Origin of the sequence: Streptosporangium carneum (genome assembly GCF_027922005.1) — a bacterium.
GTDB classification, from domain to species: Bacteria; Actinomycetota; Actinomycetes; order Streptosporangiales; family Streptosporangiaceae; genus Streptosporangium; species Streptosporangium carneum.
Genome location: NZ_BSEV01000001.1, coordinates 1,160,393 through 1,182,783, shown reverse-complemented (window position 1 = coordinate 1,182,783; position 22,391 = coordinate 1,160,393). Strand labels below are relative to the sequence as shown.

Annotated in this window: 23 protein-coding genes; 7 read left to right on the top strand and 16 right to left on the bottom strand. The window is 70.1% G+C overall.

Annotated features, from left to right (window positions below; genetic code table 11):
• Window positions 1-8: 8 nt before the first annotated feature.
• The 3 genes from PKF00_RS05835 to PKF00_RS05825 form a co-directional block, all read right to left on the bottom strand.
• The gene (locus tag PKF00_RS05835; protein WP_271216289.1) at window positions 9-590 is read right to left on the bottom strand and encodes a TlpA family protein disulfide reductase; all 582 of its coding nucleotides are present in this window, start codon (window positions 588-590) and stop codon (window positions 9-11) included.
• A gap of 56 nt (window positions 591-646) precedes the next feature.
• On the bottom strand, window positions 647-1,285 hold the full coding sequence (locus tag PKF00_RS05830; RefSeq protein WP_271216288.1) for a histidine phosphatase family protein: 639 nt from the start codon (window positions 1,283-1,285) through the stop codon (window positions 647-649).
• A 234-nt stretch (window positions 1,286-1,519) separates the two neighbouring features.
• Window positions 1,520-2,488 carry a LysR family transcriptional regulator gene (locus tag PKF00_RS05825; RefSeq protein WP_271216287.1) on the bottom strand — a complete coding sequence of 323 codons (969 nt, stop codon included), beginning with the start codon at window positions 2,486-2,488 and terminating at the stop codon, window positions 1,520-1,522.
• Between the two features lie 74 nt (window positions 2,489-2,562).
• On the opposite strand from PKF00_RS05825, the gene PKF00_RS05820 reads away from it, so the two are divergent.
• Window positions 2,563-3,471 (top strand): EamA family transporter, encoded by a 909-nt coding sequence (locus PKF00_RS05820; protein WP_271216286.1) that lies wholly within the window; start codon window positions 2,563-2,565, stop codon window positions 3,469-3,471.
• 52 nt (window positions 3,472-3,523) lie between these two features.
• Here the strand turns inward: PKF00_RS05820 and PKF00_RS05815 are convergent, their stop codons facing one another.
• Entirely contained in the window at window positions 3,524-4,018 is a 495-nt protein-coding gene (locus PKF00_RS05815) for a winged helix-turn-helix transcriptional regulator (protein WP_271216285.1), read from the bottom strand.
• Between the two features lie 149 nt (window positions 4,019-4,167).
• On the opposite strand from PKF00_RS05815, the gene PKF00_RS05810 reads away from it, so the two are divergent.
• Complete coding sequence (locus PKF00_RS05810) at window positions 4,168-4,884, top strand: SDR family NAD(P)-dependent oxidoreductase (protein ID WP_271216284.1); 717 nt, start codon at window positions 4,168-4,170, stop codon at window positions 4,882-4,884.
• A 57-nt stretch (window positions 4,885-4,941) separates the two neighbouring features.
• Here the strand turns inward: PKF00_RS05810 and PKF00_RS05805 are convergent, their stop codons facing one another.
• From PKF00_RS05805 to PKF00_RS05795, 3 genes are all read right to left on the bottom strand, one after another.
• Window positions 4,942-5,937, bottom strand: coding sequence for a TIGR04500 family putative peptide maturation system protein (locus PKF00_RS05805; protein ID WP_271216283.1), 996 nt, complete (start codon window positions 5,935-5,937; stop codon window positions 4,942-4,944).
• Window positions 5,934-6,908, bottom strand: a complete 975-nt coding sequence (locus tag PKF00_RS05800) for an MvdC/MvdD family ATP grasp protein (RefSeq protein WP_271216282.1) — start codon at window positions 6,906-6,908, stop codon at window positions 5,934-5,936. Before PKF00_RS05800 ends, PKF00_RS05805 begins: the two co-directional genes overlap by 4 nt.
• A 63-nt stretch (window positions 6,909-6,971) precedes the next feature.
• Window positions 6,972-7,136, bottom strand: coding sequence for a hypothetical protein (locus PKF00_RS05795; protein ID WP_271216281.1), 165 nt, complete (start codon window positions 7,134-7,136; stop codon window positions 6,972-6,974).
• Between the two features lie 339 nt (window positions 7,137-7,475).
• On the opposite strand from PKF00_RS05795, the gene PKF00_RS05790 reads away from it, so the two are divergent.
• Complete coding sequence (locus PKF00_RS05790) at window positions 7,476-7,787, top strand: hypothetical protein (protein WP_271216280.1); 312 nt, start codon at window positions 7,476-7,478, stop codon at window positions 7,785-7,787.
• Window positions 7,788-8,102: 315 nt separating this feature from the next.
• On the opposite strand, the gene PKF00_RS05785 is transcribed toward PKF00_RS05790, so the two are convergent.
• The gene (locus PKF00_RS05785; RefSeq protein WP_271216279.1) at window positions 8,103-8,579 is read right to left on the bottom strand and encodes a DNA-binding protein; all 477 of its coding nucleotides are present in this window, start codon (window positions 8,577-8,579) and stop codon (window positions 8,103-8,105) included.
• A gap of 525 nt (window positions 8,580-9,104) precedes the next feature.
• Here PKF00_RS05785 and PKF00_RS05780 point away from each other — a divergent pair.
• The 3 genes from PKF00_RS05780 (at window position 9,105) to PKF00_RS05770 (ending at window position 11,204) form a co-directional block, all read left to right on the top strand.
• Entirely contained in the window at window positions 9,105-9,593 is a 489-nt protein-coding gene (locus PKF00_RS05780) for a vitamin K epoxide reductase family protein (protein WP_271216278.1), read from the top strand.
• Between the two features lie 57 nt (window positions 9,594-9,650).
• Window positions 9,651-10,439, top strand: a complete 789-nt coding sequence (locus PKF00_RS05775; RefSeq protein ID WP_271216277.1) for a DsbA family protein — start codon at window positions 9,651-9,653, stop codon at window positions 10,437-10,439.
• A gap of 126 nt (window positions 10,440-10,565) precedes the next feature.
• Complete coding sequence (locus tag PKF00_RS05770) at window positions 10,566-11,204, top strand: Uma2 family endonuclease (protein ID WP_271216276.1); 639 nt, start codon at window positions 10,566-10,568, stop codon at window positions 11,202-11,204.
• Between the two features lie 67 nt (window positions 11,205-11,271).
• Here the strand turns inward: PKF00_RS05770 and hemL are convergent, their stop codons facing one another.
• The 7 genes from hemL to PKF00_RS05735 form a co-directional block, all read right to left on the bottom strand.
• Window positions 11,272-12,567 carry a glutamate-1-semialdehyde 2,1-aminomutase gene (gene hemL / locus PKF00_RS05765; RefSeq protein ID WP_271216275.1) on the bottom strand — a complete coding sequence of 432 codons (1,296 nt, stop codon included), beginning with the start codon at window positions 12,565-12,567 and terminating at the stop codon, window positions 11,272-11,274.
• A gap of 249 nt (window positions 12,568-12,816) precedes the next feature.
• Window positions 12,817-13,458: a bifunctional DNA primase/polymerase gene (locus PKF00_RS05760; protein ID WP_425582221.1), complete on the bottom strand. Its 642-nt coding sequence runs from the start codon at window positions 13,456-13,458 to the stop codon at window positions 12,817-12,819.
• A gap of 415 nt (window positions 13,459-13,873) precedes the next feature.
• Complete coding sequence (gene hemB, locus PKF00_RS05755) at window positions 13,874-14,860, bottom strand: porphobilinogen synthase (protein ID WP_271216273.1); 987 nt, start codon at window positions 14,858-14,860, stop codon at window positions 13,874-13,876.
• Between the two features lie 146 nt (window positions 14,861-15,006).
• Window positions 15,007-16,587: a bifunctional uroporphyrinogen-III C-methyltransferase/uroporphyrinogen-III synthase gene (locus PKF00_RS05750; protein ID WP_271216272.1), complete on the bottom strand. Its 1,581-nt coding sequence runs from the start codon at window positions 16,585-16,587 to the stop codon at window positions 15,007-15,009.
• The gene (gene hemC, locus PKF00_RS05745) at window positions 16,584-17,477 is read right to left on the bottom strand and encodes a hydroxymethylbilane synthase (protein ID WP_271216359.1); all 894 of its coding nucleotides are present in this window, start codon (window positions 17,475-17,477) and stop codon (window positions 16,584-16,586) included. Before hemC ends, PKF00_RS05750 begins: the two co-directional genes overlap by 4 nt.
• Before the next feature lie 23 nt (window positions 17,478-17,500).
• The gene (locus tag PKF00_RS05740) at window positions 17,501-18,823 is read right to left on the bottom strand and encodes a glutamyl-tRNA reductase (protein ID WP_271216271.1); all 1,323 of its coding nucleotides are present in this window, start codon (window positions 18,821-18,823) and stop codon (window positions 17,501-17,503) included.
• A 148-nt stretch (window positions 18,824-18,971) separates the two neighbouring features.
• Entirely contained in the window at window positions 18,972-19,679 is a 708-nt protein-coding gene (locus PKF00_RS05735; RefSeq protein ID WP_271216270.1) for a redox-sensing transcriptional repressor Rex, read from the bottom strand.
• A 237-nt stretch (window positions 19,680-19,916) separates the two neighbouring features.
• Between PKF00_RS05735 and PKF00_RS05730 the strand changes: the two genes are divergently transcribed.
• Window positions 19,917-20,165 (top strand): glutaredoxin family protein, encoded by a 249-nt coding sequence (locus PKF00_RS05730; protein ID WP_271216269.1) that lies wholly within the window; start codon window positions 19,917-19,919, stop codon window positions 20,163-20,165.
• 123 nt (window positions 20,166-20,288) lie between these two features.
• On the opposite strand, the gene PKF00_RS05725 is transcribed toward PKF00_RS05730, so the two are convergent.
• A complete protein-coding gene (locus PKF00_RS05725) occupies window positions 20,289-22,199 on the bottom strand; it encodes a hypothetical protein (protein ID WP_271216268.1) in 1,911 nt (636 codons plus the stop codon).
• Window positions 22,200-22,391: the final 192 nt, after the last annotated feature.

Sequence of the window (22,391 nt, the reverse complement as noted above, 5' to 3'; positions counted from 1 at the left end):
GCGGCCGGTTACTTCTCATCGCCGACCTTGGTGACCGCCTCGAGCAGGTCGTTGTACTTGACCGCGCCGAGGGCGCGGGCGGCGATCCGGCCCTGACGGTCGATGATCAGCGTCGAGGGGATGGCCGCGGGAGGAACCGTGCCCTGGAAGGAGAGCGCCACCTTGCCCGGCTGGTCGAAGATGCTCGGGTATCCCGCCGCGTGGTTGCGCTCGAAGGCCAGCGCGTCGGCCTTGCGGTCCTTGAAGTCGACGCCCAGGAACTCGACGCCGTCGGCCTTGGTCTTGGCCGCGATGTCCTTGAGCACCGGAGCCTCGGCGCGGCAGGGCGCGCACCAGGAGGCCCAGAAGTTCAGCACCACGACCTTGCCCTTGTGGGCGGCGAGCGTCACGCTCCCCCCGTCGAGGGTCTCACCCCCGACCGCGGGAGCGGCCTTGCGGTCGGCGGCCTCGAACATGGTGATCCTGCCGTCTCCGGCCACGAAGCGCGTGTCCCCGCTCTGGGGCTGCGATCCCTGGTTGCCCGCGCATCCGGCCACGGCGATGAGCGACACGGCGGCGAACAACACGGCCGCGAACGGTTTTGCGCGCATCAGAGGCTGAGTCTTCCTGTACTACAACCGGTAGAGCAGTCACTCTACCGGCGTGGTCAGGCGCCCGGCACAGTGGGGCGCTTGCCGAGCACGCCCGCGGGTTCGCTGTATCCGACGCTGATGAGCCGGTTCCCCTCGAAGGAGAAACTGGTGAGGCTGGCCAGCCCGCACTGCCTGCGACGGGGGTCGTGCGGCAGCCGCCTGCCCTCGGCCGCGAGCCGGATGATCCAGATCGGGAGCTGGTGGCTGACCAGCACCGCCTCGTGACCGCGCGCCGCGTCACGGGCGGTGTCGATCACGCTCTTCATCCGCCGCACCACGTCGGTGTAGCGCTCGCCCCATGAGGGACGCAGCGGGTTCCACAGGTGGCGGTAGTGACGCGGACTGCGGAAGACCCCGTCGCCCCCGCTGACCGCGACGCCCTCGAAGATGTTCTCCGCCTCGATGAGACGGTCGTCCAGCGTGACCTCCAGGCCGAAGGTCTCCGCGAGCGGGGCCGCCGTCTCCTGGGCCCGCTCCAGCGGGGAGGAGAACAGGGCGGTGACGTCACGCCCGGCGACGGACTTGGCGACCATGTCGGCCATCTGCCTGCCCGTTTCCGAGAGGTGGTAGCCCGGCAGCCTGCCGTACAGGATGTTCGCGGGGTTGTGCACCTCACCGTGGCGCAGGAGGTGAACGACGGTCGTCTCAGCCATGGTGCCGCCAGCCTACCGACAGGTACAGGTGAATAGGGCGCATAGATGGACCAGTGTGACCGTGCCGCGCGGGCGACGCCAGGCCCGAAGACGGTTAAGTCCGGCGTTCCGCACTGGTTCCACGTGTTTCGCGCTGGTTCCGCGACCCCATGATGGATTTCACCACGGAACCGCACCTTCCATGAAGGATCCCTTCACCTCAGCCCCGTCGTCCCGCGCACGGCTGGAGCGTGCTCACTGAACGGCGACCTCACCGCGTCTGACCTGCTCCGCGACCCCGGATGACTCGGAGGGCTCGGCGGGCCGGTAGACGGCGGACGCGGCCCTGAGCGCCTCGACGGCGGCCCTGATCGCCGGCCGGCGGGCCGCGTCGGTGCGCCACAGCGCGTAGATCTTGCGGACGGGACGCGGTCTGAGCGGGATGACCCGTACTCCCTCGGGAACGAAGTCGCGTCCCAGGCGGGGAATGATGGCGCATCCCTGCCCCGCCGCGACAAGGGCCAGATGCGTCGGGTACTCGTCCGCCATGCAGGTGATGTCGGGCTCGAGCTCGGCGGCGCGCAGGGTGTAGACGAGCCAGTCGTGGCAGACCGTTCCGGGTGACGAGCTGATCCACCGTTCCCCGGACAGCTCGGCCAGCTCGATCTCGGAGCGGTCGGCCAACGGGTGGGAGGCGGGCAGGATCGCGTCGGCGATGTCGTCGAAGAGCATCGCCCTGGACAACCCGTCGGGGATGGCGATCGGCCGGTTCACCCAGTCCTGGACCACCGCGAGGTCCAGCTCCCCTCTGCTCACATCGCGGAGCTGACGCTCCGGCTCCCGCTCGTGAAGCTGGAGCCTGAGGTCGGGGTGACGCTCGTGCAGGTGGGCCAGCGCCGCGGGCAGCAGCCCTCGGGCCGCCGTGGGGAACGCCCCGATGCTCAACCTGCCGACGACCTCCCCTCTCAACGCCTCGAAGTCGGCCTCCGCGGTCTCCACCAGCGCGAGGATGCGCTCGGCGTGGTCGGCGAGCAGCCCGGCCGCGTCCGTCAGCCGCACCCCGCGCCCGTTGCGCTCGAGCAGCGTCGCGCCGATCTCGCGTTCGAGCTTGGCGAGCTGCTGCGACACGGCGGACGGGGTCACCATGAGCGCGTCGGCCGCCGCGCCGACCGAGCCGTAGACGGCCACGGCGTGCAGAGCCTTGAGGCGGTTGAGATCCAACATATAAGCAACTCTAAACGACCAGGCTTAGAAAAACTCGCTTGTGCTGAATTATCGTCACAAATAAGGATGAAGGGATGCAAATCCGTCACCTCTTCATGGCCATCGGACTCGCTGCCGTATGGGGCTTCAACTTCGTCGTGATGCAGGCGGGACTGCGCCACTTCCCGCCGCTGCTGTACGTGACGCTCCGCTTCACCCTGGCCGCCTTCCCCGCGCTGCTGTTCGTCGGCGGTCCCCGCGCGCCATGGCGCTGGGTCCTCGCCGCGGGCGCCACCCTCGGCGTCACCCAGTACGGCCTGCTGCTGGTGGGCATGCGGGCGGGCATGCCCGCGGGACTGTCCTCGCTCGTCGTCCAGGTCCAGGCCGTCTTCACGGTGGTCTTCGCGGCGGCCCTCCTCAAGGAACGGATCACCGCCCGCCGGATCACCGGCATGGGCGTCGCGTTCGCGGGACTGGCCCTGATCGCGCTGACCCTCGGCGACGGCAGCCCGGTCGGCGCGTTCGTCCTGGTCGTCGCCTCGGCCCTCGCGTGGGGCGTGGGCAACGTCGTGGTCAGGAAGGCCGCGCCGCCCGACTCTCTCCGCTTCACGATCTGGATGAGCGCGGTGGCGGCTCCTCCCATGCTGGGCCTGTCCCTGCTGCTCGAAGGCGTGCCCCACCTGACGTTCTCCCCGGAGGGCGCACTGTCCGTGCTGTACGTGGCGCTGATCTCCACCCTGGGCGGTTTCGCCGTCTGGGGCTTCCTGCTCAGGCGCTACGACGCCTCGGTCGTCGCCCCCTACAGTCTGCTCGTCCCCGTCTTCGGCATGTCCTCGGCCGCCCTGTTCGCCGACGAGCCGCTCTCCGTCCCGAAGCTTCTCGCCGGCGGCCTCATCATCTGCGGCGTCCTGTACGCGGGCACCCGTCCCGCGGGCCGTACGGCCGTCACCACGGGGACGCCGCCTCCGGAGAACCTGCAGCCGGAACCCGCCGGATCACGGTGACCGCCGCCGCACCGGACCGGCGGGAGCGCGCGAGCCCCGCCGAGGAGAACGGCTACCTTCCCCCGGCGGTCCGCGCGGGCCTGGCCGACGCCTGTTTCCGCGGTGGATGGTCGGCGTCGTAGCGATCCCGGTTCCGGTTGATCTCACGCCGGTGCGTCTTCGCCCACCCCGCGAGGGCGGAGACCGAGTCGAGCAGCGTCGCGCCGAGCTCGGTGAGCGCGTAGTCGACGCGCGGCGGCACGCTGGGGTAGACGGTGCGGGTGACCAGGCCGTCGCGTTCGAGCTGGCGCAGGGTCAGTGTGAGCATGCGCTGGGAGATGCCCACGACCCTGCGGTGCATCTCGCTGAAGCGCAGCGTGCGGTCCCTGAGCTGGCCGATGACCAGGACGCTCCACTTGTCGCCGATCAGAGCGAGGATCTGAAGCACCTGCCGGCAGACCTCGATGTCCGACTCGCCGTCCTCGACGTCCTCGCCGCTCACCATGTCCGCGCTCACCGCCGGATCGGGGTCACACGGGGTCGACACCGGATCGCCTCTGCCCGCCATGGGTTCCCTCCATGTGCCTCACCGACATCGATGTGCCGTCTTGTCCACCGCCATCGTAATAACAAACCATGTTGCTGCGAACAAAGCGTAACCATTGGATTCGGGCGGCTCATGGAAGATCCGGCCGGTCCTGGCAGAGAGGATCCGCAGTGACGAGAACCCTGGCCGTCGTCGGCGCAGGTCCCGGACTGGGCATGGGAGTGGCCCGCGCGTTCGGCAGAAACGGCTTCCAGGTGGGACTGATCGCCCGTAACAAGGACAACCTCGACACGTATGTGCGCGAGCTGGCCGGTCTGGGGGTCACCGCCGCCGCGTTCCCCGCCGACATCCACGACCGCGACGGGCTCGCGGCGGCCCTCTCGGACCTCAGGCGCACGCTCGGCCCGGTCGACGTCCTCGAGTACGGCCCCAGCCCGACCGGACCGATCACACACGCCGCGCAGACCACGGTCGAGTCGGCCACCGCCCAGTTCGAGCTGAACGTGCTCGGCGCGGTGACCGCCGTGGGCCAGGTCCTGCCGGACATGCTCGCTCGCGGCGAGGGCACGCTGCTGCTGACCACGGGCGTGTCGTCCACGGTCCCCGCGCCGTTCCTGGCCAACGTCGGCCTCGCCATGGCGGCCCTGCGCAACTGGGCGCACGCCCTGCACGCCGAACTCGGCCCCCAGGGCGTCCACGTCGCGACGGTCACGATCGCCCTGGGGATCAGCCCCGGCGGCGGCGAGGGCGACCCGGACGCCGTCGGGGCCCGCTACCACGACCTGTACCTCAGGCGCGACCGCGTCGAGGAGGTCGTCGGCGACGTGGAGGCGTTCAGGGCGTTCGTCGCCCAGGCCGCGCGAAACCCCGAGATCCTCCCCCGATGACCTCCCGGAGACGTCGGCCTGACGAGGCGGGCCGACGAGGGGTCGCGGGCCTGGGGCTCACAGCCAGTACCACTCGACCTTCGCCTTCGCCCGTCTGTCGGCGAGGAAGGCGGAGAACGCGGCCCGCCCGGCCGCCGCCAGCGTGTCGGGGTCGGGGGACGCGAGACGGCGACGCCGTACGGCTCCGAACAGGAACCCGTCGCGGTACGGCACCGGCCCGACCGCGTCGCCCTCTCCCGCCTCGCGCAACGGGGCGGGCACCTCGGCGGCCACCCGGTCGGCCACGTGCACGACGATCTCCCCCACGGGACGGGCGACCGCCCCGGCGATCGCCGCGAAGGGGTCGTCGTGACCCGCCAGCTCGGCCAGCGGGGGCTCGGGCCCGACGGCCCACACGGCCGAGACCCGGTCGAACTCCGCGGCGTGCTCCTCGAAGTAGGCCTCGGCCGACTCGGCTTCCGTCCGGGTCCTGAAACCGCGCATCCTGGCCAGGGAGTACAGGTGGTTGTCGTAGGCGGCGGACGTCAGGCCGACCTCCTCCAGCCACCGCAGCATGTCGGCCCGGCTGTGCAGGCCCCGTCGCCTGCGGAAGTCGTCGGAGGCCCGCTGCAGCTCCTCCGGTGAGGGGTCGGGCTCCTCCCAGCTCGCCAGCGTGAGGACGCAGTGGTCGATGAGGTCGTCGTGCACGGTCCGGTCGCGGCCGGCGAGCGCCCGCAGGGTGAGCAGGGCGGTCTGCACCGACAGCTCCTGGCCGTCGACGGCCAGGACCTTGCTCGCCGCCCAGTGCGTGGAGTGCTCGACCGTCCAGGGGACCCCGTCCTCGGCGGGCGCGGTGAGGGCGACGGCGCCGCCGTCCGGGTGGTCGAGGATCAGGTCGTAGTCGACGACGGGTGAGCCGGGCCGCACGTCCACGACCAGCTGGGCCCGGCTCCCGGGACGGACGGCGCGCCACGCGGCGACGCTCTCGCGGGCGGCCCGCACGCCCTCGCGCCGGCGCGGCAGCCCGCGCAGCAGCTCGACGGCCTCGGCCAGCGTCTCGGGGAACCCGGTCATGCGGGAACCTCCCCCGCGACGAGCCAGTCGGCGATCGCCTCGGAGATGGGCAGGTCGGTGAACTCCTCGATCCACCCCCACTGGCCGTTGGGGTTCACTTCCAGGTACACGTACTCGCCCTCCGGGGTGAGGATCACATCGATGCAGCCGAAGGCCAGGCCCAGCGACCCGACCAGGTCGACGCAGCGCCGTTCCACGTCCTCAGGCAGGTCGTGGACGGCGTACTGGGAGAAGTTGCCCTCGTAGTGGCGGTAGTCGTGGCGGGTCGCCCGCGATCCCTGGGAGTGGAGCTCCGCGGTGAAGACCCGGTCGCCCACGACGGTGATCCGCAGCTCGACGGCCTTGTCGACGTAGGGCTGGAGGATCGCGGGGGCGTGGGCCAGACGGTGACGGCTGGTGAGGTGCCGCCGGGAGACCGGGGTCGTGTAGAAGTTGTGGCCCGCGCCGTCGATCCCGAACTCCACGAACTCGACCTCTTTCGCGATCAGCCGTCCCTCCGCCTCCGTCCAGGCCTCGACGAGCGTCTCGGGGTCGTTGGTGACGGTCGTCTCCGGGACGGTGAAGCCGAGCCGGGCGGCGGCCGTGAGGTTGAGCAGCTTGTTCTGGGTGCGGATCACGTCGATGCTGCGCGCGGGGAACCAGCGGGTGTCGAAGGTGTCCTCCCACCCGTTGAGGTAGATCCGCGCCAACTTCTCGACGTAGCCGCGGTGCGTGGCGTCCTCGACGACGTCCGCCGCCCTGGGCCGGGAGGGTCTGCGGTTCCAGACGGCGCTGAAAACCGAGCAGTCGTACTCCGCGCCGCCTGTGACCAGCGTGTGCCGCCACGCCCCGTCGACCAGGCGGGAGATGATCCGGCTCTCCGCGGGATAGTCTCCGGGGTCCCACCAGAGCGCCTCGACGCCCCGCTTGGCGAGCTCGGGCAGCACCAGGTTGACCGCCAGGTCGTCTTTTCTGCTGAGTACAAGGATCAAGGGATTCTCCGCGTCGAGCGGACGACGCCCGTACGGGGTCGTACGGGCGCCGCCCAGTCATCCTCAGGTGAACGTGTCGGGCAGAGGGTCGCCCCTCGTTCCGTTGCCAAGGGAAGACGACAGCTTGGGGGTCGGGGGGGTCATCGGCTCCCGACCTCCGACGACGGTCTCCAGCGCGTCCTCGGGAAGCTCCAGGGAGCCATCCAGGTCATCGATGCGAACGGTCATTTCCACACCTCCTTCCAAGGGGTTTCAACGCGACCGAATCCTTCGCCCGACACCTTGGAAACGCCTTGGAGGCACCTTGGAGCTCGCCGGGCGTCACGGCGCCCACCCCGATGGATGAGCCGCCCCGCGACGGGATCCACCTCGGGCATGACTCCACCGGGCGCTGTCCGGAGAGTGCCTGCCCCGCCGAAGGCACACCGGAGCGCTTTGGCATGAAACCGGTGATATTTGGCAGTTCATCGTGCGATCCCGACAAACGACTTCATGCGAAATTAGGGGTGGCCGGACCGGGTCGAAATGCTCGGCCCATGAAGTGAAAATGCCTCGAAAGGGTTAGCCATGAGACTAGCGATCCGATTCGCGGTGGCATCGACGCTGGCAGCGGGAATCCTCGGTGTCACCTCAATGCCGTCCAGTGCGGCGACAGGAACGCTCACCCTGTCCAATCCCCCTTCAGGACCCTCCTACGTGCACGTCAACCCGCCGCGGGGGTGCATCACCGGAGCCGGGTTCAACGCGGTCACCAACAACACGAACGCGCCCGTCACCGTCTACGCGGACGCGTTCTGTCAGGGCTTCTCATTGGTCGTGACCCCCGGGACGACCCCGACCCCGGTGGGTCCACGCCTCAGCGTGTCCATTCCCTTCTGATGTGACCGCGTCTGATGTGACCGCGCAATGACACCGTCCGGGCCGGACCATATTCCGTAGGCGAAAAATCCAGCCATATGGAAATCCGGCCCGGCCCCCGAACACCCCCACAACAGGCGGAAAACCCGAGAGAGCGCCCGAAGAGTCCGCTCGCCCCTCATTCCAACGTCGCGGAAAGAGCACCGACGCCCGCGAGCGCCCCTTGCCCCGCCCGACACCGGGTGGACGAGCCCCGAACAGGCAGGCGTCAGCCAGTGCCCCGCGAGCGGCCGGCCCGGCCCTGCACGGAGAGGGCGAACAGCCCGAAGCCATGCCCTAGTCCGCTTCGCCGCCCGTTTCGCCGGCCGTTTCGCCGGCCGTTTCGCCGGCCACGCGACCCGCCAGCCGTTCGTAGCGCTGCCTGGCCGCCTGGGAGGTGCCGAGACCGAGACCGAAGGCGATCTCCTGCCAGGTCATGCCCCGGCCACGCGCCATCTGCAGGAGCCCGGCCTCCAACTGGTCCATCTCCGCGCGCGCCAGCGGGATCAGGGTCAACGCCGCGGTGATGTCGGAGCCGTCCACCTCGGGCTCGCCCTCTTCGCGTTGCGCGCTTCCCGCGGCGAGAAACGACACGAGCCTGATCGCCTCGTGCGGACCGAGGACGTGGGAGTGGACCTGGCGGGAGCGTTGCGCCTCGGTCGTCGCGTGCCGCTCGGCGATGCGCTGAAGAGACGCGTACACCCGGTGCGCCCGCGCCCTGCCCGGGTCCGGGGGCGCGAAGGGATCGATCGGCTGATCGGAACCAGTGGTCATGCGCCCAGCATGAACCTTGACTCAATGCGTTGTCAACAGATCGATGCAAACAAGTTGTTTACTCGACGTGGCCGCACCACGGAGAGAAGCGCCCGCCCCGGACGACCGCCTCGACGGGCGACAGCCGGGGCATGCCAACACAACCGGCATCGATCCCCCCACGACAGGACTTTGTGCCCTATCACCTGAAGATCGGCCTCGTTAGTCTCGCTCCAACCGACCGGCCCGGCCGTCGCCCGAACACGCGGTTCGCCAGGAATGCGCGCCCTGAGGAACACGCGGAACACGCGACCCCTGACATCTCCTGCTTCAAACCGGGTTTCCGGGCCGCCCGGACGAATTCCACCCGCCATGCCACACAAAAGCACCCCGGACCCAAAAAACCCAAAGACACCTCGGCCGATTTTTCTTACCACCCGCTTACACATTGCGTTTTAACATCACAAACCCCTGTCAACAAGCGCCCCGACACGGAGTCCCGCGACGGAAAAGCGGTCGGCGGCCGTCCGCATGAAGGGATCACCCATGGCCGGAGACGTCCCCCCGCGCCCCCGCCGCGCATCGGCGTCGCCGCGTCCACGATGGTTCCTGGTCACGACGGCTCTTCTGAGCCTCGCCGGCCTGGCGGTCTCGGCCTACCTGACCGTCGTCCACTACGACCACACGGTTTCTCTCGTGTGCGCGGAGAGCGCGAGAATCGACTGCGCCTCCGTGACGTCGAGCGAATACTCCCAGCTGCTCGGAATACCCGTCCCCCTGCTGGGCCTGGCATTCTTCCTCGGAATCGGAGCCCTGGTCACGCCCTGGGCATGGCGCTCGGAGTCGCCCCTGATCCGGTGGTCGCGATTCGGCGGCGTGATCGTCGGAGTGCTTTTCGTGGTCTACCTGGTGAGCGCCGAACTTCTCGTCCTGGGAAAGATCTGTTTGTGGTGCACGGCCGTACACGTGATCACCGTTGTTCTTTTCGGACTTGTGGTCGTCGACGAATACCGGCGGGTCGGCCAGGCCTCCTGACCCCGCCCGGCCCGCCGGAGAACGAAGGCTTGAAACCGTCATCGACAAGGAGCCGCAGTGAGCAAGAGTGCCCGGCAGAGATCGGCCAGGGAGCGAATCGCCGAGGAGCGCAGAAAGCAGGCGGCCCACGAGAGACAGCGCAGGCTGCTGCTCGGCGTCGTCGGCGGCGTCACCGTGGCGGCCGTCGCCGTGGTCGCCGTGGTCGTCGTGAGAGACAGGGCGAGCCAGAGCGACCAGAAGGGCATCGCCTACACCGGACCGTCGGCCCCTGCCGTCCGCCAGGCGGACGGATCGATCCTCATGGCGAAAAACGGCGTCACCGGCCCCACCCTGGAGATCTTCGAGGACTTCCAGTGCCCCTACTGCAAGAAACTCGAGGAGGCGGCGGGGGACACGATCTACAAGGCGGCCGCCGACGGCAAAGCCAAAGTGATCTTCCGCCCCTTCCAGCTCTTCAAGGCGCCCGACCACCCGGAACCCGTCCCGTCGGTCTCCCGGCGCGGCGCGAACGCGGCCTTCTGCGCCCCGGCCGACAAGTGGGCCTCATATGCCAAGACCCTGTTCGCCCACCAGCCGAAGGAGGGCCGCGACGGGTTCGAGAACAAGGAGCTCCTGAACTGGGCGCGGGATCTCGGCTTCTACAGCGCCGAGTTCGACAGGTGCGTGGTGTACACGCAGAAGGCGCAGGACATCGCCAAGGCCACCGACTACGCCCAGCGACAGAAGGTGAACAGCACTCCCACCCTCAGACTCGACGGCAAGGACCTGAGCCCGGAACAGGTGAGCCGACTCATGTCCAACCCCTCCAGCCTCGACCAGATCCTCGCCTCCGCCAAAAAATCATGAGAACACCCGACAGGACCAGGTGCGACACCCAAGCCGAGAGCCGTGACACCCGCTTTCTCCGCCTCGGCTCTGCCCCCGACGGCGAAAGCAGGAGAGAATGAGCGCAGGGCAACGGAGATGATCTGAATGAGCACACCGAGTGACGGAGACGATGTCACGGTGACCGACGTGAGCAGCGCGCTCGAGTACTGGCCGTCACCGCCTCCGTGGGGGTGGAAGGCCGACGACCTCGATCATCTTCCTTCCGAGGGACCGAACGGCGAGCCCGGCTTCTTCAAGCATGTCGAACTCATCGATGGAGCCCTCGTCTTCATGTCCCCCCAGAGGCGTTTCCACCAGTGTGTGATCTCCGGTCTTCGGGTCGTTCTGAACGCCCAGATTCCCGAGCACGTCACAGCGGTGGCCCAGATGGACGTCAAGCTCGGGCACCGGATGCGGCCGTGTCCTGACGTGCTGGTCATCGACACGGCGGCGGCCGACGACGACGATCGGACGTTCTACACCCCCGACGAGGTGCATCTCGTCGTCGAGATCGTCTCGCCGGAGTCCGAGGACCGCGACCGCAAGACCAAGCCGTTCCGCTACGCGGAGGCGGGGATCGCGCACTTCTGGCGGGTGGAGAACAACGACGGCAGGCCCGTCGTCTATGTGTACGAACTCGACCTCGCCACTCGCGCCTACGGCCTCACCGGCATCCACCACGGGCGACTGACCGTGCGGGTCCCCTTCCCCATCGACCTCGACCTCGACAAGCTGCCGCGTTAAAGAGCCTGTTCGTGAGATCAGGCGTGCCTTCCGGGAGACGCCGGACGCCTCCCGGAGCGCGCGAAGGTCAGAAGGCCTGGGCTGCGGCCTTCGCGGCGAGCGGGAGGGCCTCGGCGACGCGGGACAGGGCCTCGTCGTCGTGGGCCGCCGACAGGAACCACGCCTCGTACGCCGAAGGCGGCAGGTAGACGCCCTGCTCGAGCATGGCGTGGAAGAAGGCCCGGTAGGCGGCGACGTTCTGGCTCTGGGCTCCGGCGAAGTCGGTGACCCGGTCCTCGGTGAAGAAGATGGAGAACAGGCTGCCCGCGCGCTGCAGGCGGTGCGGCACCCCGGCGGCGGCCAGGGCGTCGGCGGCGGCGCGGCCGATGATCAGGGCGGCGGCGTCGACCCGGTCGTAGACCTCGTCGTCACAGGCGCGCAGCGTGGCCAGACCCGCGGCGCAGGCCAGCGGGTTCCCCGACAGGGTGCCCGCCTGGTAGACCGGGCCCTCGGGCGCGAGGTGGGCCATCACGTCGGCACGGCCGCCGAACGCGGCGGCGGGCAGGCCGCCGCCCATCACCTTCCCGAAGGTCATCAGGTCGGCGTCGACCGGGTCGAGCCCGTACCACCCGGCCTCGGAGACCCGGAAACCGGTGAGCACCTCGTCGATGATCAGCAGCGCGCCGTGCGCGGTGCACAGCTCGCGCAGTGTGGCGTTGAACCCGTCGAGCGGCGGGACGACTCCCATGTTGGCCGGGCACGCCTCGGTGATCACGCACGCGATCTCGTCACCGAAGGTCCGGAAGGCCTCGGTCACGGCCTCGACGGAGTTGTAGGGCAGCACCACCGTGTCGGCGGCGGAGGCGCCGGTGACGCCGGGGGTGTCGGGCAGGCCGAAGGTGACCAGGCCGGATCCGGCGGCGGCGAGCAGGGCGTCCACGTGGCCGTGGTAGCAGCCCGCGAACTTCACGACCTTCGACCGCCCGGTGAAACCACGCGCCAGCCGTACGGCGGACATCGTGGCCTCGGTGCCCGAGCTGACGAGGCGGACCTTCTCCACCGGGTCGACGAGGGCGACGATCTCCTCGGCGAGCTCCACCTCGCCGGGCGTCGCCGTGCCGAACGAGGTCCCGGCCGCGAGCGCCTCCTGCAGGGCCTCGACGACGGCGGGGTGGCGGTGCCCCAGGATCATCGGACCCCACGAGCAGACCAGGTCGACGTAGCGGTTGCCGTCGACGTCGGTGATGTACGGTCCCTGCCCCGAGGCCATGAACCGGGGCGTGCCGCCGACGGCGCCGAAGGCGCGGACAGGGGAGTTCACCCCTCCCGGAACGATCTCACGGGCGCGGGCGAACAGGTCCTCGGAGTTCTCAGTACGGCTCACGCCCTCCAGGGTAGTCACAGGAAGGGCAGCCCCCGCCGCTCGGCCGGAACGCACTCCGAGGAACGCCGGAGGGACACGCCCAAGACATGCTTCGACCTGGCCACGCCGATCAGCCGAGGACCGGTTTTCGGCTTGGGCGCGTCGGTGTCTGGACTGAGGAACGCAGGAGCGAAGCGACGGAGTGACGAGGGAAGACGCCGACCCGGGGGCGCCCAAGCCCGCGACGCGCAGCGTCGCCATAAACGGGGCCTACTCGCAGACGTCGGCGAGCTGTTCCAGGACGAGCAGGGGGTCGGGCAGGGGGCGGCCGTCAGGGGGACGCAGCCATGAGGCGGCCCTGCCGGACGGCAGGACGGACGGCGGGGCCAGGACGTAGCTGTCACGGCAGTGCCAGCGCAGGCCCGGCATCTCCTCGATGGTCGAGGGGCCGTAGTCCAGCGGGCAGGACCACCACTCGTCCTCGTCGTCGGAGGCGTTGCGGGTGGCCACAAAGAACAGGACCCGGTCGCCGTTGGCGGCGACCGGGCCCGGTGCGGTTCCGGTGGAGTCCATGTTCGCGAAGGCGGCCAGGCCCGCGGCGAGCGGCACGTCGAAGACGTCGAAGACCCGGCCCGTCGGGAGGATCACGTTCGCCTCGGGGTCGCGGTGCCACCAGTGGCTGAGCAGGGTGGGGTCGGTGGTCGCCTGCATCTGCCAGGCACGCGAGAGCGGGTGGGCGCCGGCGTCGGGGCAGCCGATGCGATCGCACGAGCAGGCGCGGGAACCGCTGTGCAGCGGGCGCGCCCCGGGACAGCTCGCCCAGCCGAGGGCGGCGTACTCCAGCACAGAGTTGATCATTTGCTTGGGATGAGCACGTCGTTTGCTACGACGAGTCAGCGGTACCCCCACCATTGTGTCCTCCGTCGTCCGCGCGTCACGCGTGCCTTCGGATGCGACGACATGCCCACACTGGGCCGGTCAGCAAGAGAAGTCAGACAACCAGGGTCTACACCACCTGGGACACGTCCGCACCGGTCCTCGCACTCTAACGCACAGACCACACAAGTAAGCGGCAAACCCCCAGTTCTCAGCGTGTGCCTCTCGTCTCACTCAGGCTCGCCCACACCGCTTCATCCCTGCGGATCCTCCCCTTCGGGCTCGCGCCCGCTCCCGCGAGCCCCCGAGGATCCTTGACCCCGCCCTGGTCGGACGCTCAGATCCGTCCTCTCCGAGCCTTCTCTGAGCCTTCCGGCCCACCCCGGCCGAACGCTCCGGCCACCGGGTCGCCCGTTCCGGGTGGGGCTTTCCCCGAGGCGCGAGCGACGCCTCAGGCGAGCTTCCTGGCCACCTCGGTCGCCCAGTAGGTGAGGATCATGTCCGCTCCCGCCCTGCGGATCGCGACCAGCGACTCCATGATCGCGCGATCCCGGTCGATCCAGCCGTTCGCCGCGGCGGCCTCGATCATGGAGTACTCCCCGCTGACCTGGTAGGCGGCCACCGGGACGTCCACCAGGTCGCGCACCTGGCGGAGGATGTCGAGGTAGGCGAGCGCGGGCTTGACCATCACGGCGTCCGCGCCCTCGTCGAGGTCGAGGCGCACCTCGCGCAGCGCCTCTCCGACCGGGCCCGCCGGGTCCTGCTGGTAGGCGTTGCGGTCGCCGAACTGCGGCGCGCACTCGGCGGCCTCCCTGAAGGGGCCGTAGAACGCCGAGGCGTACTTGGCCGAGTAGGCGAGGACCGGGATCTGCTCGAAGCCGTCGGCGTCGAGCGCGGCGCGGATCGCGCCGACCTGGCCGTCCATCATGCCGCTGGGCGCGATGACCTGGGATCCGGCCCTGGCCTGGGCCACGGCGGAGGCGGCGTAGCGCTCCAGGGTCGCGTCGTTGTCCACCTGCCCGTCGGGCGTCAGGATGCCGCAGTGGCCGTGGTCGGTGAACTCGTCCAGGCAGGTGTCGGTCATCACGACCAGCGCGTCGCCGACCTCGGCGACCAGGTCGCCGACGGCGCGCTGGACGATGCCGTCGGGGTCGTCGGCCGCGGAGCCCCTGGCGTCCTTCACCGCGGGAACGCCGAACAGTATCAACCCGCCGACCCCCGCCTCCGCCGCCTCGTGGGCCGCCTTGCGCAGCGAGTCACGGGTGTGCTGGAAGACGCCGGGCATCGAGCCGATGGGGTTGGGCTCGTCGATGCCCTCCTTGACGAACACCGGCAGCACCAGCTCCGCGGGGTGCAGCCTGGTTCCCGCGACCATCCTGCGCATCGTCGCCGTACGGCGAAGCCTTCGCGGGCGCGCTGCAGGGAACTGGGCGGTCATGGTCTCTCCCCCTCCCCCCGGTCGCACGGGCACCACGAAGGTGGAGGAGCCGGGGGACGTATTCGGTTGGTTCGTCGCCTTACGGGTGCCGTCGCCGCGCCTTCCGCCACGCGGCACCCGCGGCTGCCGTTCTCAGGTTACCCGGCTTACTTGGCGCGGCGCCGGGCTCCCCGCCGAGTCTGCGAAGGCCTGCGGGGAACGTCACCGGCCGCGACCGCGGCCTGCCGCTGCTTGGCGCCGTACTCGGCCAGTGCGGCGGCGAGCGAGGAGGCCGCGGGCTTGTCGGCCATGACGTCGACCCTGAGCCCGAACTCCTCCGCGGTCTTGGCGGTCTGCGGGCCGATCACGGCGATGACCGTGACGTTGTGCGGCTTTCCCGCGATGCCCACCAGGTTGCGCACGGTGCTCGACGAGGTGAACAGCACCGCGTCGAATCCGCCGCCCTTGATGGCCTCCCGGGTCGGGGCGGGCGGAGGCGCCGCCCTGACGGTCCGGTACGCGGTCACGTCGTCGCACTCCCAGCCGAGCTCGGTCAGCCCGGCGACCAGGGTCTCCGTCGCGATGTCCGCGCGCGGCAGCAGGACCCGGTTGATCGGGTCGAGCATGGAGTCGTACGGGGGCCATTCGGCGACCAGGCCCTCGGAGGACTGCTCGCCCGAGGGCATCAGGTCGGGCTTCACCCCGAAGCTCACCAGCGCACGCGCGGTCGCCTCACCGACCGCCGCCACCTTGAGCCCGGCGAAGGCCCTGGCGTCGAGGCCGTACTCCTCGAACTTCTCGCGCACGGCCTTGACGGCGTTCGCGCTGGTGAAGGCCACCCACTCGTAGCGCCCCGTGACCAGGCCCTTGATCGCCCTGTCCATCTGCTGCGGGGTTCGGGGCGGCTCGACGGAGATCGTGGGCACCTCCTCGGGCACCGCGCCGTAGGAGCGCAGCTGCTCGACGAGCCCGGCCGACTGCTCCTTGGTCCTGGGCACGAGCACCCGCCAGCCGAACAGCGGCTTGGTCTCGAACCACGACAGGCGGTCGCGCATGCCGACGGCCTCGCCGACCACGATCAGCGCGGGCTCGGTCATCCCGGCGTGCTTGAGGTCGGGCGCGATCCGGCCGAGGGTCGTCACCACGGTGTACTGCTCGGTGGTCGTGCCGGAGCTGCTGATCGCGACCGGCGTCGAGTCGGGACGGCCCGCGGCGACCAGCGCCTTGCCGATCGCGACCGCCTGGGCGACGCCGTTGTAGATCACCAGGGTGCCCGCGCCCGTGGCGTGGGCCGACCAGTCGTCGACCTGCGTGGCGTCGACGACCCTGAACTCGGGCACGGAGACCGCCGCGGGGATGCCCGCGTAGGTGAGGACGGCCGTCGCGGGAGGCACTCCCGGGACGATCTCGAAGTCCACCTCCGCCTTGGCGCAGGCGGCGACCTCCTCGGTGATCGAGGAGAAGAACATCGGGTCGCCCGGGCAGAGGCGCACGACGGCGCGCCCGCCCTTGGCCGCCGTGACGGCCCTCAACGAGACGGTTTCCTCCCCCGTCGCGTCGACGACCTCGACGTTCTGCCCGCAGTGGCGCAGCAGCGCGCCGTACGACTCCCGGTCGAGCACGACGACGTCGGCCTTCGAGAGCAGGTCCGCGCCGCGGAGTGTGAGGAGGCCCTCGTCACCGGGGCCCGCGCCCACGAAGGCGACGAACCCCGCAGGGCGCTCGAAGGTGGTGCTTCCGGAGCTCAATGTGCTTGCTCCCCTATCAACGTGCCTGCCCCTTCGGCGATCATCTCGGCCGCGAGGTCGCGACCGAGATCCATGGGCGCCAAAGAGGTCCCGGCGGTGGACTTGCGCACCGCTCGCCTGCCGTCGACGGCGACGACAGCGGCGGTCAGGAACAGATCTTGCCCGTGATCGGCCGAGTACGCGCCGACCGGGGCGGCGCACCCCGCCTCCAGGGCGTTGAGGACCGCGCGCTCGGCGGTCACCGCGGCGCGTGTCCTGGCGTCGTCGAGCACGCTCAGGAACTCGATCAGGTCGGTGCGGTCCGAACGGCACTCCACGGCCAGCGCGCCCTGCCCGGGGGCCGGGAGCATCTCCTCGACCTCGAAGATCTGGGAGATCTCCGCCTCGCGCCCGAGCCGTCCGAGCCCGGCGGCGGCGAGCACGACGCCCTGCAGCTCACCGGAGGTGACCTTGCCGATGCGGGTTTCCGCGTTGCCGCGGATCGGGACGTACTCCAGGTCGGGACGGAGCAGCCGGAGCTGGGCGACCCTGCGCGGGGACCCCGTGCCGACCTTGGCGCCCGGCGGCAGGTCGGCCAGCTTCGCGACGCCGACCAGGGCGTCCCTGGGGTCGTCGCGCGGCGGGATGGCCGCGATGACCACGCGAGGGTCGGGCGTGGTCGGCAGGTCCTTCAGCGAGTGGACGGCGAAGTCGATGTCGCCCTCGATCAGCTTGTCGCGCAGCGCGCTGACGAAGACACCGGTCCCGCCCAGCTGCGTGAGACTGGCCTTGGTCACGTCTCCGAAGGTGGTGACGCCGACGAGCTCGACGGCACGGCCGGTCAGCTCGGTGAGGCGGGCGGCGACCAGGCCCGACTGGGTCGTCGCCATCAGGCTGCGCCTCGTGCCCATCTTGAGCGGAGGAGCGACGTCGTTCACCTGCCCGCCTCCTTCCTGCTCATCTCCGGGTCCACCGAATCGACTCTTCTCACCGCGTCGGGCACCTTCGGATCCAGATTGAACAGCTCACGCAGCGCCTCCGCATAATGATCTCCTGCCGGGGACTCGGCGAGCTGTTTGACACGCACGGTGGGCTCGTGGAGCAGTTTGTCGACCACGCGCCTGACCGTCTGCGCGACCTCGTCGCGCACCCGCCCCTCGAGGTCGGGCACCCGCGCCACGAGCCGCCCGAGCTCGGCCTCGACCACGTCTGCGGCCTTGCTGCGCAGCGCGACCACGGTCGGCGTCACCCTGGCCGCGCGTTCGGCGGAAAGATAGGCGGCGACCTCGTCCGCGACGATCTCGCGCACCGCGGCGACCGCCTCCGCGCGCCCGCCGTCGTCGGTGTCGGCGTCGGCGCTGCCGTCCTGCATCGACTCCAGGTCGACCAGGGTGACGCCGGGCAGCCGCCGTACGGCGGGGTCGACGTCGTGGGGCAGCGCGAGGTCCAGCAGGAACATCTCCCTGGCGGGCACCATGTCCGCGGTGACGACCACGTCGGTCGCCCCGGTGCACGAGATGACCAGGTCGGCCTGGGCCAGCTCGGCCGCCAGGTCGCCGAACTCGGCGGCCCTGCCGCCGACCGTCTGCGCCAGCCGTACGGCGCGCTCGTGGGTCCGGTTGACCACCACGATGTCGGTGACGCCCGCGCGCTGCAGGGTCGCGGCCGACAGGGCGCTCATCGAGCCCGCGCCGACCACCAGGGCGCGCCTGCCCTGGATCGGGCCGAGGGCCCGCTCCGCGAGGGTGAGGCCGACGCCGACGAGGGAGGCGCCCGCCCTGTCGATGCCCGTCTCGGTGTGGGAGCGCTTGCCGACCCGCAGGGTCTGCTGGACGAGCTCGTTGAGCGTCGAGCCGACGGTGCCCTGCTCCTGGGCCAGCCTCAGCGCCGAACGGACCTGGCCGAGGATCTGTCCCTCTCCCAGGACCATCGAGTCGAGCCCCGAGCCGACGGAGAACAGGTGCTCGACCGCCCGGTCCTCGTAGTGCACGTAGAGGTGGGCCGCGAGCCGCTCCATGGCGACGCCCGAATGGGTGGCGAGCAGCTCGGAGATCGCGTTGACCGCGGCGTGGAAGCGGTCGACCACGGCGTAGACCTCGACCCGGTTGCAGGTCGAGACGACCATGGCCTCGGCCACCCGGACGTCCTGCTGAACGTCGTGGAGCAGCTTGACCAGGGCGTCACCGGAGACGGAGACCCGCTCCAGCAGGGCGACGGGAGCCGTCCTGTGGCTCAGGCCGACGACGAGAACGCTCATCGGCCCTCCTCCGTCCTCGCTGAACCCGCTCCCGGCGAACCCTCTCCCGGCGGAACCGGTCGCGGTGATCCCGCTCCCGCTGAACGGACCCGATCTCCGGCTCCGGCCGCCTCCGGCCGGGAGGCGTCGTCTCCTCGGGCTCTGTCGTTCACAAGTCCACCGCCTCGGGCCACTCCTCGGCCATCGCGGGCCCCCCAGTCATTCGATCCGTCTTCCGCTGTTCGTGGAACGCGAGGATCTGCAATTCAATCGATAGGTCGACTTTACGGATATCGACGCCTTCGGGTACAGCGAGTACGACCGGGGCGAAGTTCAGAATGCTTGTCACACCTGCGGCGATGACCCTGTCAGCCACCTGCTGGGCCGCCGCCGCGGGCGTCGCGAGCACCACGATCGACACTCCTCGCCGCCTGATCACGGCTTCCAGCTCGTCGATGTGCTCCACGCTCAGCCCCGCTATATGGTCGCCCACCACTTCAGGGTCGGCGTCCAGAAGCGCGGCGACCCTGAATCCACGGGAGACGAACCCGCCGTAGTTGGCGAGCGCGCGACCGAGGTTACCCACGCCGACGATGGCCACGGCCCAGTCCTGGGTGAGCCCCAGCTCGCGGGAGATCTGGTAGATGAGGTACTCGACGTCGTAGCCTACCCCGCGAGTGCCGTAGGAGCCCAGGTGAGAAAGGTCCTTGCGGAGTTTGGCGGAGTTCACTCCCGCGGCGACGGCCAGGTCCTCCGAGCTCACGGTCGCCAGGCCCCGCTCGGCCATGCCGTTGAGCGCTCGCAGGTAGAGCGGCAGGCGGGCGACGGTCGCCTCGGGGATGCCACGTTCACGAGCTTGGGAAAGACGGCGAATCACGTGCCGGAGCTCCAGGGGGACAGGCGGCCGGCGCGGCCCGGACGCGACGGATGACGAGGTGAGGCCACTGTCTTTCAGGTTAGTCCCTTTGTGAACCGGTGCACAAAGTGGGTCTTCACAGTTTCGGTCACGGCGCGATTCCGCGAGATCTCCCAGGTTGCTCACCTGTCCCGGGGGGATCACCACCCGTTCCGGCCACCTGCCCGACCGGCTCCCCGCTCGGCTACCGTGACGTGCATGGCACCGCAGGACCACCGCATCACACTGTTCGGCAAGCCCGGCTGTCACCTGTGCGACGACGCGCGCGCGGTGGTAGAGCGCGTGGCGACGGAGCTTGGCGTCCCCTGGGAGGAGCGGGACATCACCCTCTCCGAGGAGGAACAGGCGAAATACTGGGAGATGATCCCGGTCACCCTGATCGACGGTGTCCAGCACGACTTCTGGCGCGTCGACGAGAGGCGCCTGCGCGCCGCGCTCGGAGCCTGAGACTCCGGCCGCGAGGAGCCGGGAGGGGCGGCAAGGAGCCGGGAGAGCCGGGTGACGGCTGGGAACCCGGGGCATTCGAGCGCCTCCGCGGGCCGTCCGGATTCCGGAGGGCCCGCGGACGGCTCAGATCCTGAAGGCCGTGGGCAACGGCATCACTTTCGCGGCGTTGACGTTGAGCTCGATCACGTTGGTCGCGAGCACCATGTTCTGACGCTCGGTGACGAAACGCTCCACGTGAGGCTGGCGCTGGTGCTCGGCGTAGGCGACCTCGTCACGGTAGATCTCGTAGACGATGCGCTGCAGCGGGGCCGACTTCACCGAGTGGCACGCGTAGATCAGCGTGTCCGGCTCCGCGTTGCGGACCGCCTCGAGCGTCTCCTCCGCCAGCCGGTCGAACATCTCACCGGTGCCGTCGAGAAGGGTGAAGACGGTGAGCAGGCCGAAGATCTTCGGAGACGGGCGGTTCGAGCCCCCCGCCTGCTCGGTGAACGCGCCGGGATAGAGGGCGCCGGTCTCGGGGGGAGCTGTGGGGGCCTGGCCGTAGGCGGGGAAGGCTGGGACGCCCTGCCCGGCGAGCCCCCGGTCGGGACCGCCCTGCCCGTGACGGGGCGCGCCGCCGAAGCCCTGCGGGGGCGTCGGCCCGCCGGGCGCTCCCGGCGCTCCCGGCGCTCCCGGCGGGAAGGGGAGGGGGCCGGGAACGGTGGAGCCGCCGAACGCCTGGTCCGCCGGCATGGGCTGGAGGCTGCCGTTCCGCTGCCCGCCGTAGGCGGGGTCGGGCATGGCGAACTCGCCGGTGACGGGACCGCGGGGCCTGCCGAACTCGCCGGTGCCGCCCGGCCTGCCGTGCTGGCCCCCCGGGCTCGAGTGCCTTCCGTACTCGTTGGCGGGGACGTCGTACTCGCCGGTCGCGGACCCACCGGAGGACATGCCGAACTCGCCGGTCGCGGGACCGCCGGGAGACATGCCGAACTGGCCGGTCATCGGGGGCTGCGTGGCGTGGCCGCCGCCTGCCTGCCGTCCCGTGGGACGGCCCGCGGGCGGCATGCCGTACTCGCCCGCCATGAACATGCCGGTGGCGGGGCCGCCGAACGGGTCGTCCTGCGCCGCCGGGGGCCGCTGCCCCATGCGCGCCGCGTAGTCGACCTCCTGCTCCCCCGCGCGGTACTCGGCCACCAGGTCACCGAGACCCGAGCGGCGGGACGGGTCATCGGGCAGGGACCGCTGGGGAGGCTGCTCCTCCGGCGTGAGGCGGCGACCCGCGACCTGGACGTCGCCGAAGGGCTGCTCGGGGGCCGCCCTGCGGCCCGCGGGGCGGGGGTCGCTCTGTTTGTCGTCCCGCGGCTCCTCCTCGTCATCGTCCTCGTACGGCGCGAGCGGACGGAGCACGACGTACCAGACCGCGGCCGCGGTGACGCAGAGGAGAAGGATGGTGAACATCCCGGGGACCGCGAAGCTCACGGCTCCGACCATGGCGAGGCCGGTCGGGCCGAGCACGAGCAGCGCGTGCATGTTGTCCGCGTCGTAGTCGTCGCCGCCGCGCCAGCGCAGCACGGCGAACACCAGGCCGCCCAGCAGGATGAGCGCCACGACCACGTGGGTCACCCACAGCAGATAGGCCGGGAAGACGTCCCAGTGACCGCTGCCCGCCGGCAGGGAGGTGGTGAACTGCTGCTCCTGCTCGATGGGGTCGGAGATCATGATCACCGCTCCGACCACGGTGAAGGCGGCCCCCATGAGCCAGGAGGCGAATCTCGCCGCAGGCTTCCTGCCCATGAGCTGGATGACTCCGACGGCCAGCCAGAGTGGGGCGAGCAGTGATCCGGTCAGCTGGTAAACGCGGAATGTGGCTGCCCCAAAACCGACCAGGCAACCGGTTCCGATTACTCCGAGTGACACACACAGCATCGCCGTCGTGATGCTCCAGGCGATCAGCCACCCTTTGCGCTCCTCCCGGAGGCGACTGGCCAGAGCGACGGTGGCGATGGCCGCGAGCAGTGCACCCGCGAACGCGATGACAGCGACGAGGAGATTCATGGTGCCTCCAATGCTGCCGGACATTACCCCCCAACCGGTAGCCGAACTGGTAGGGGGCTGCCCGGGCCGGCCAGAAAGAACCAGCGCCATACCGTATCGGCTGATTACCGCTAGTCACGACGTTGCGAAGTGGATTGTGGAATTTCTTATTGATTTCTAGAGTGTTCGAGCACGCCGTACCCCCTCCCTCAC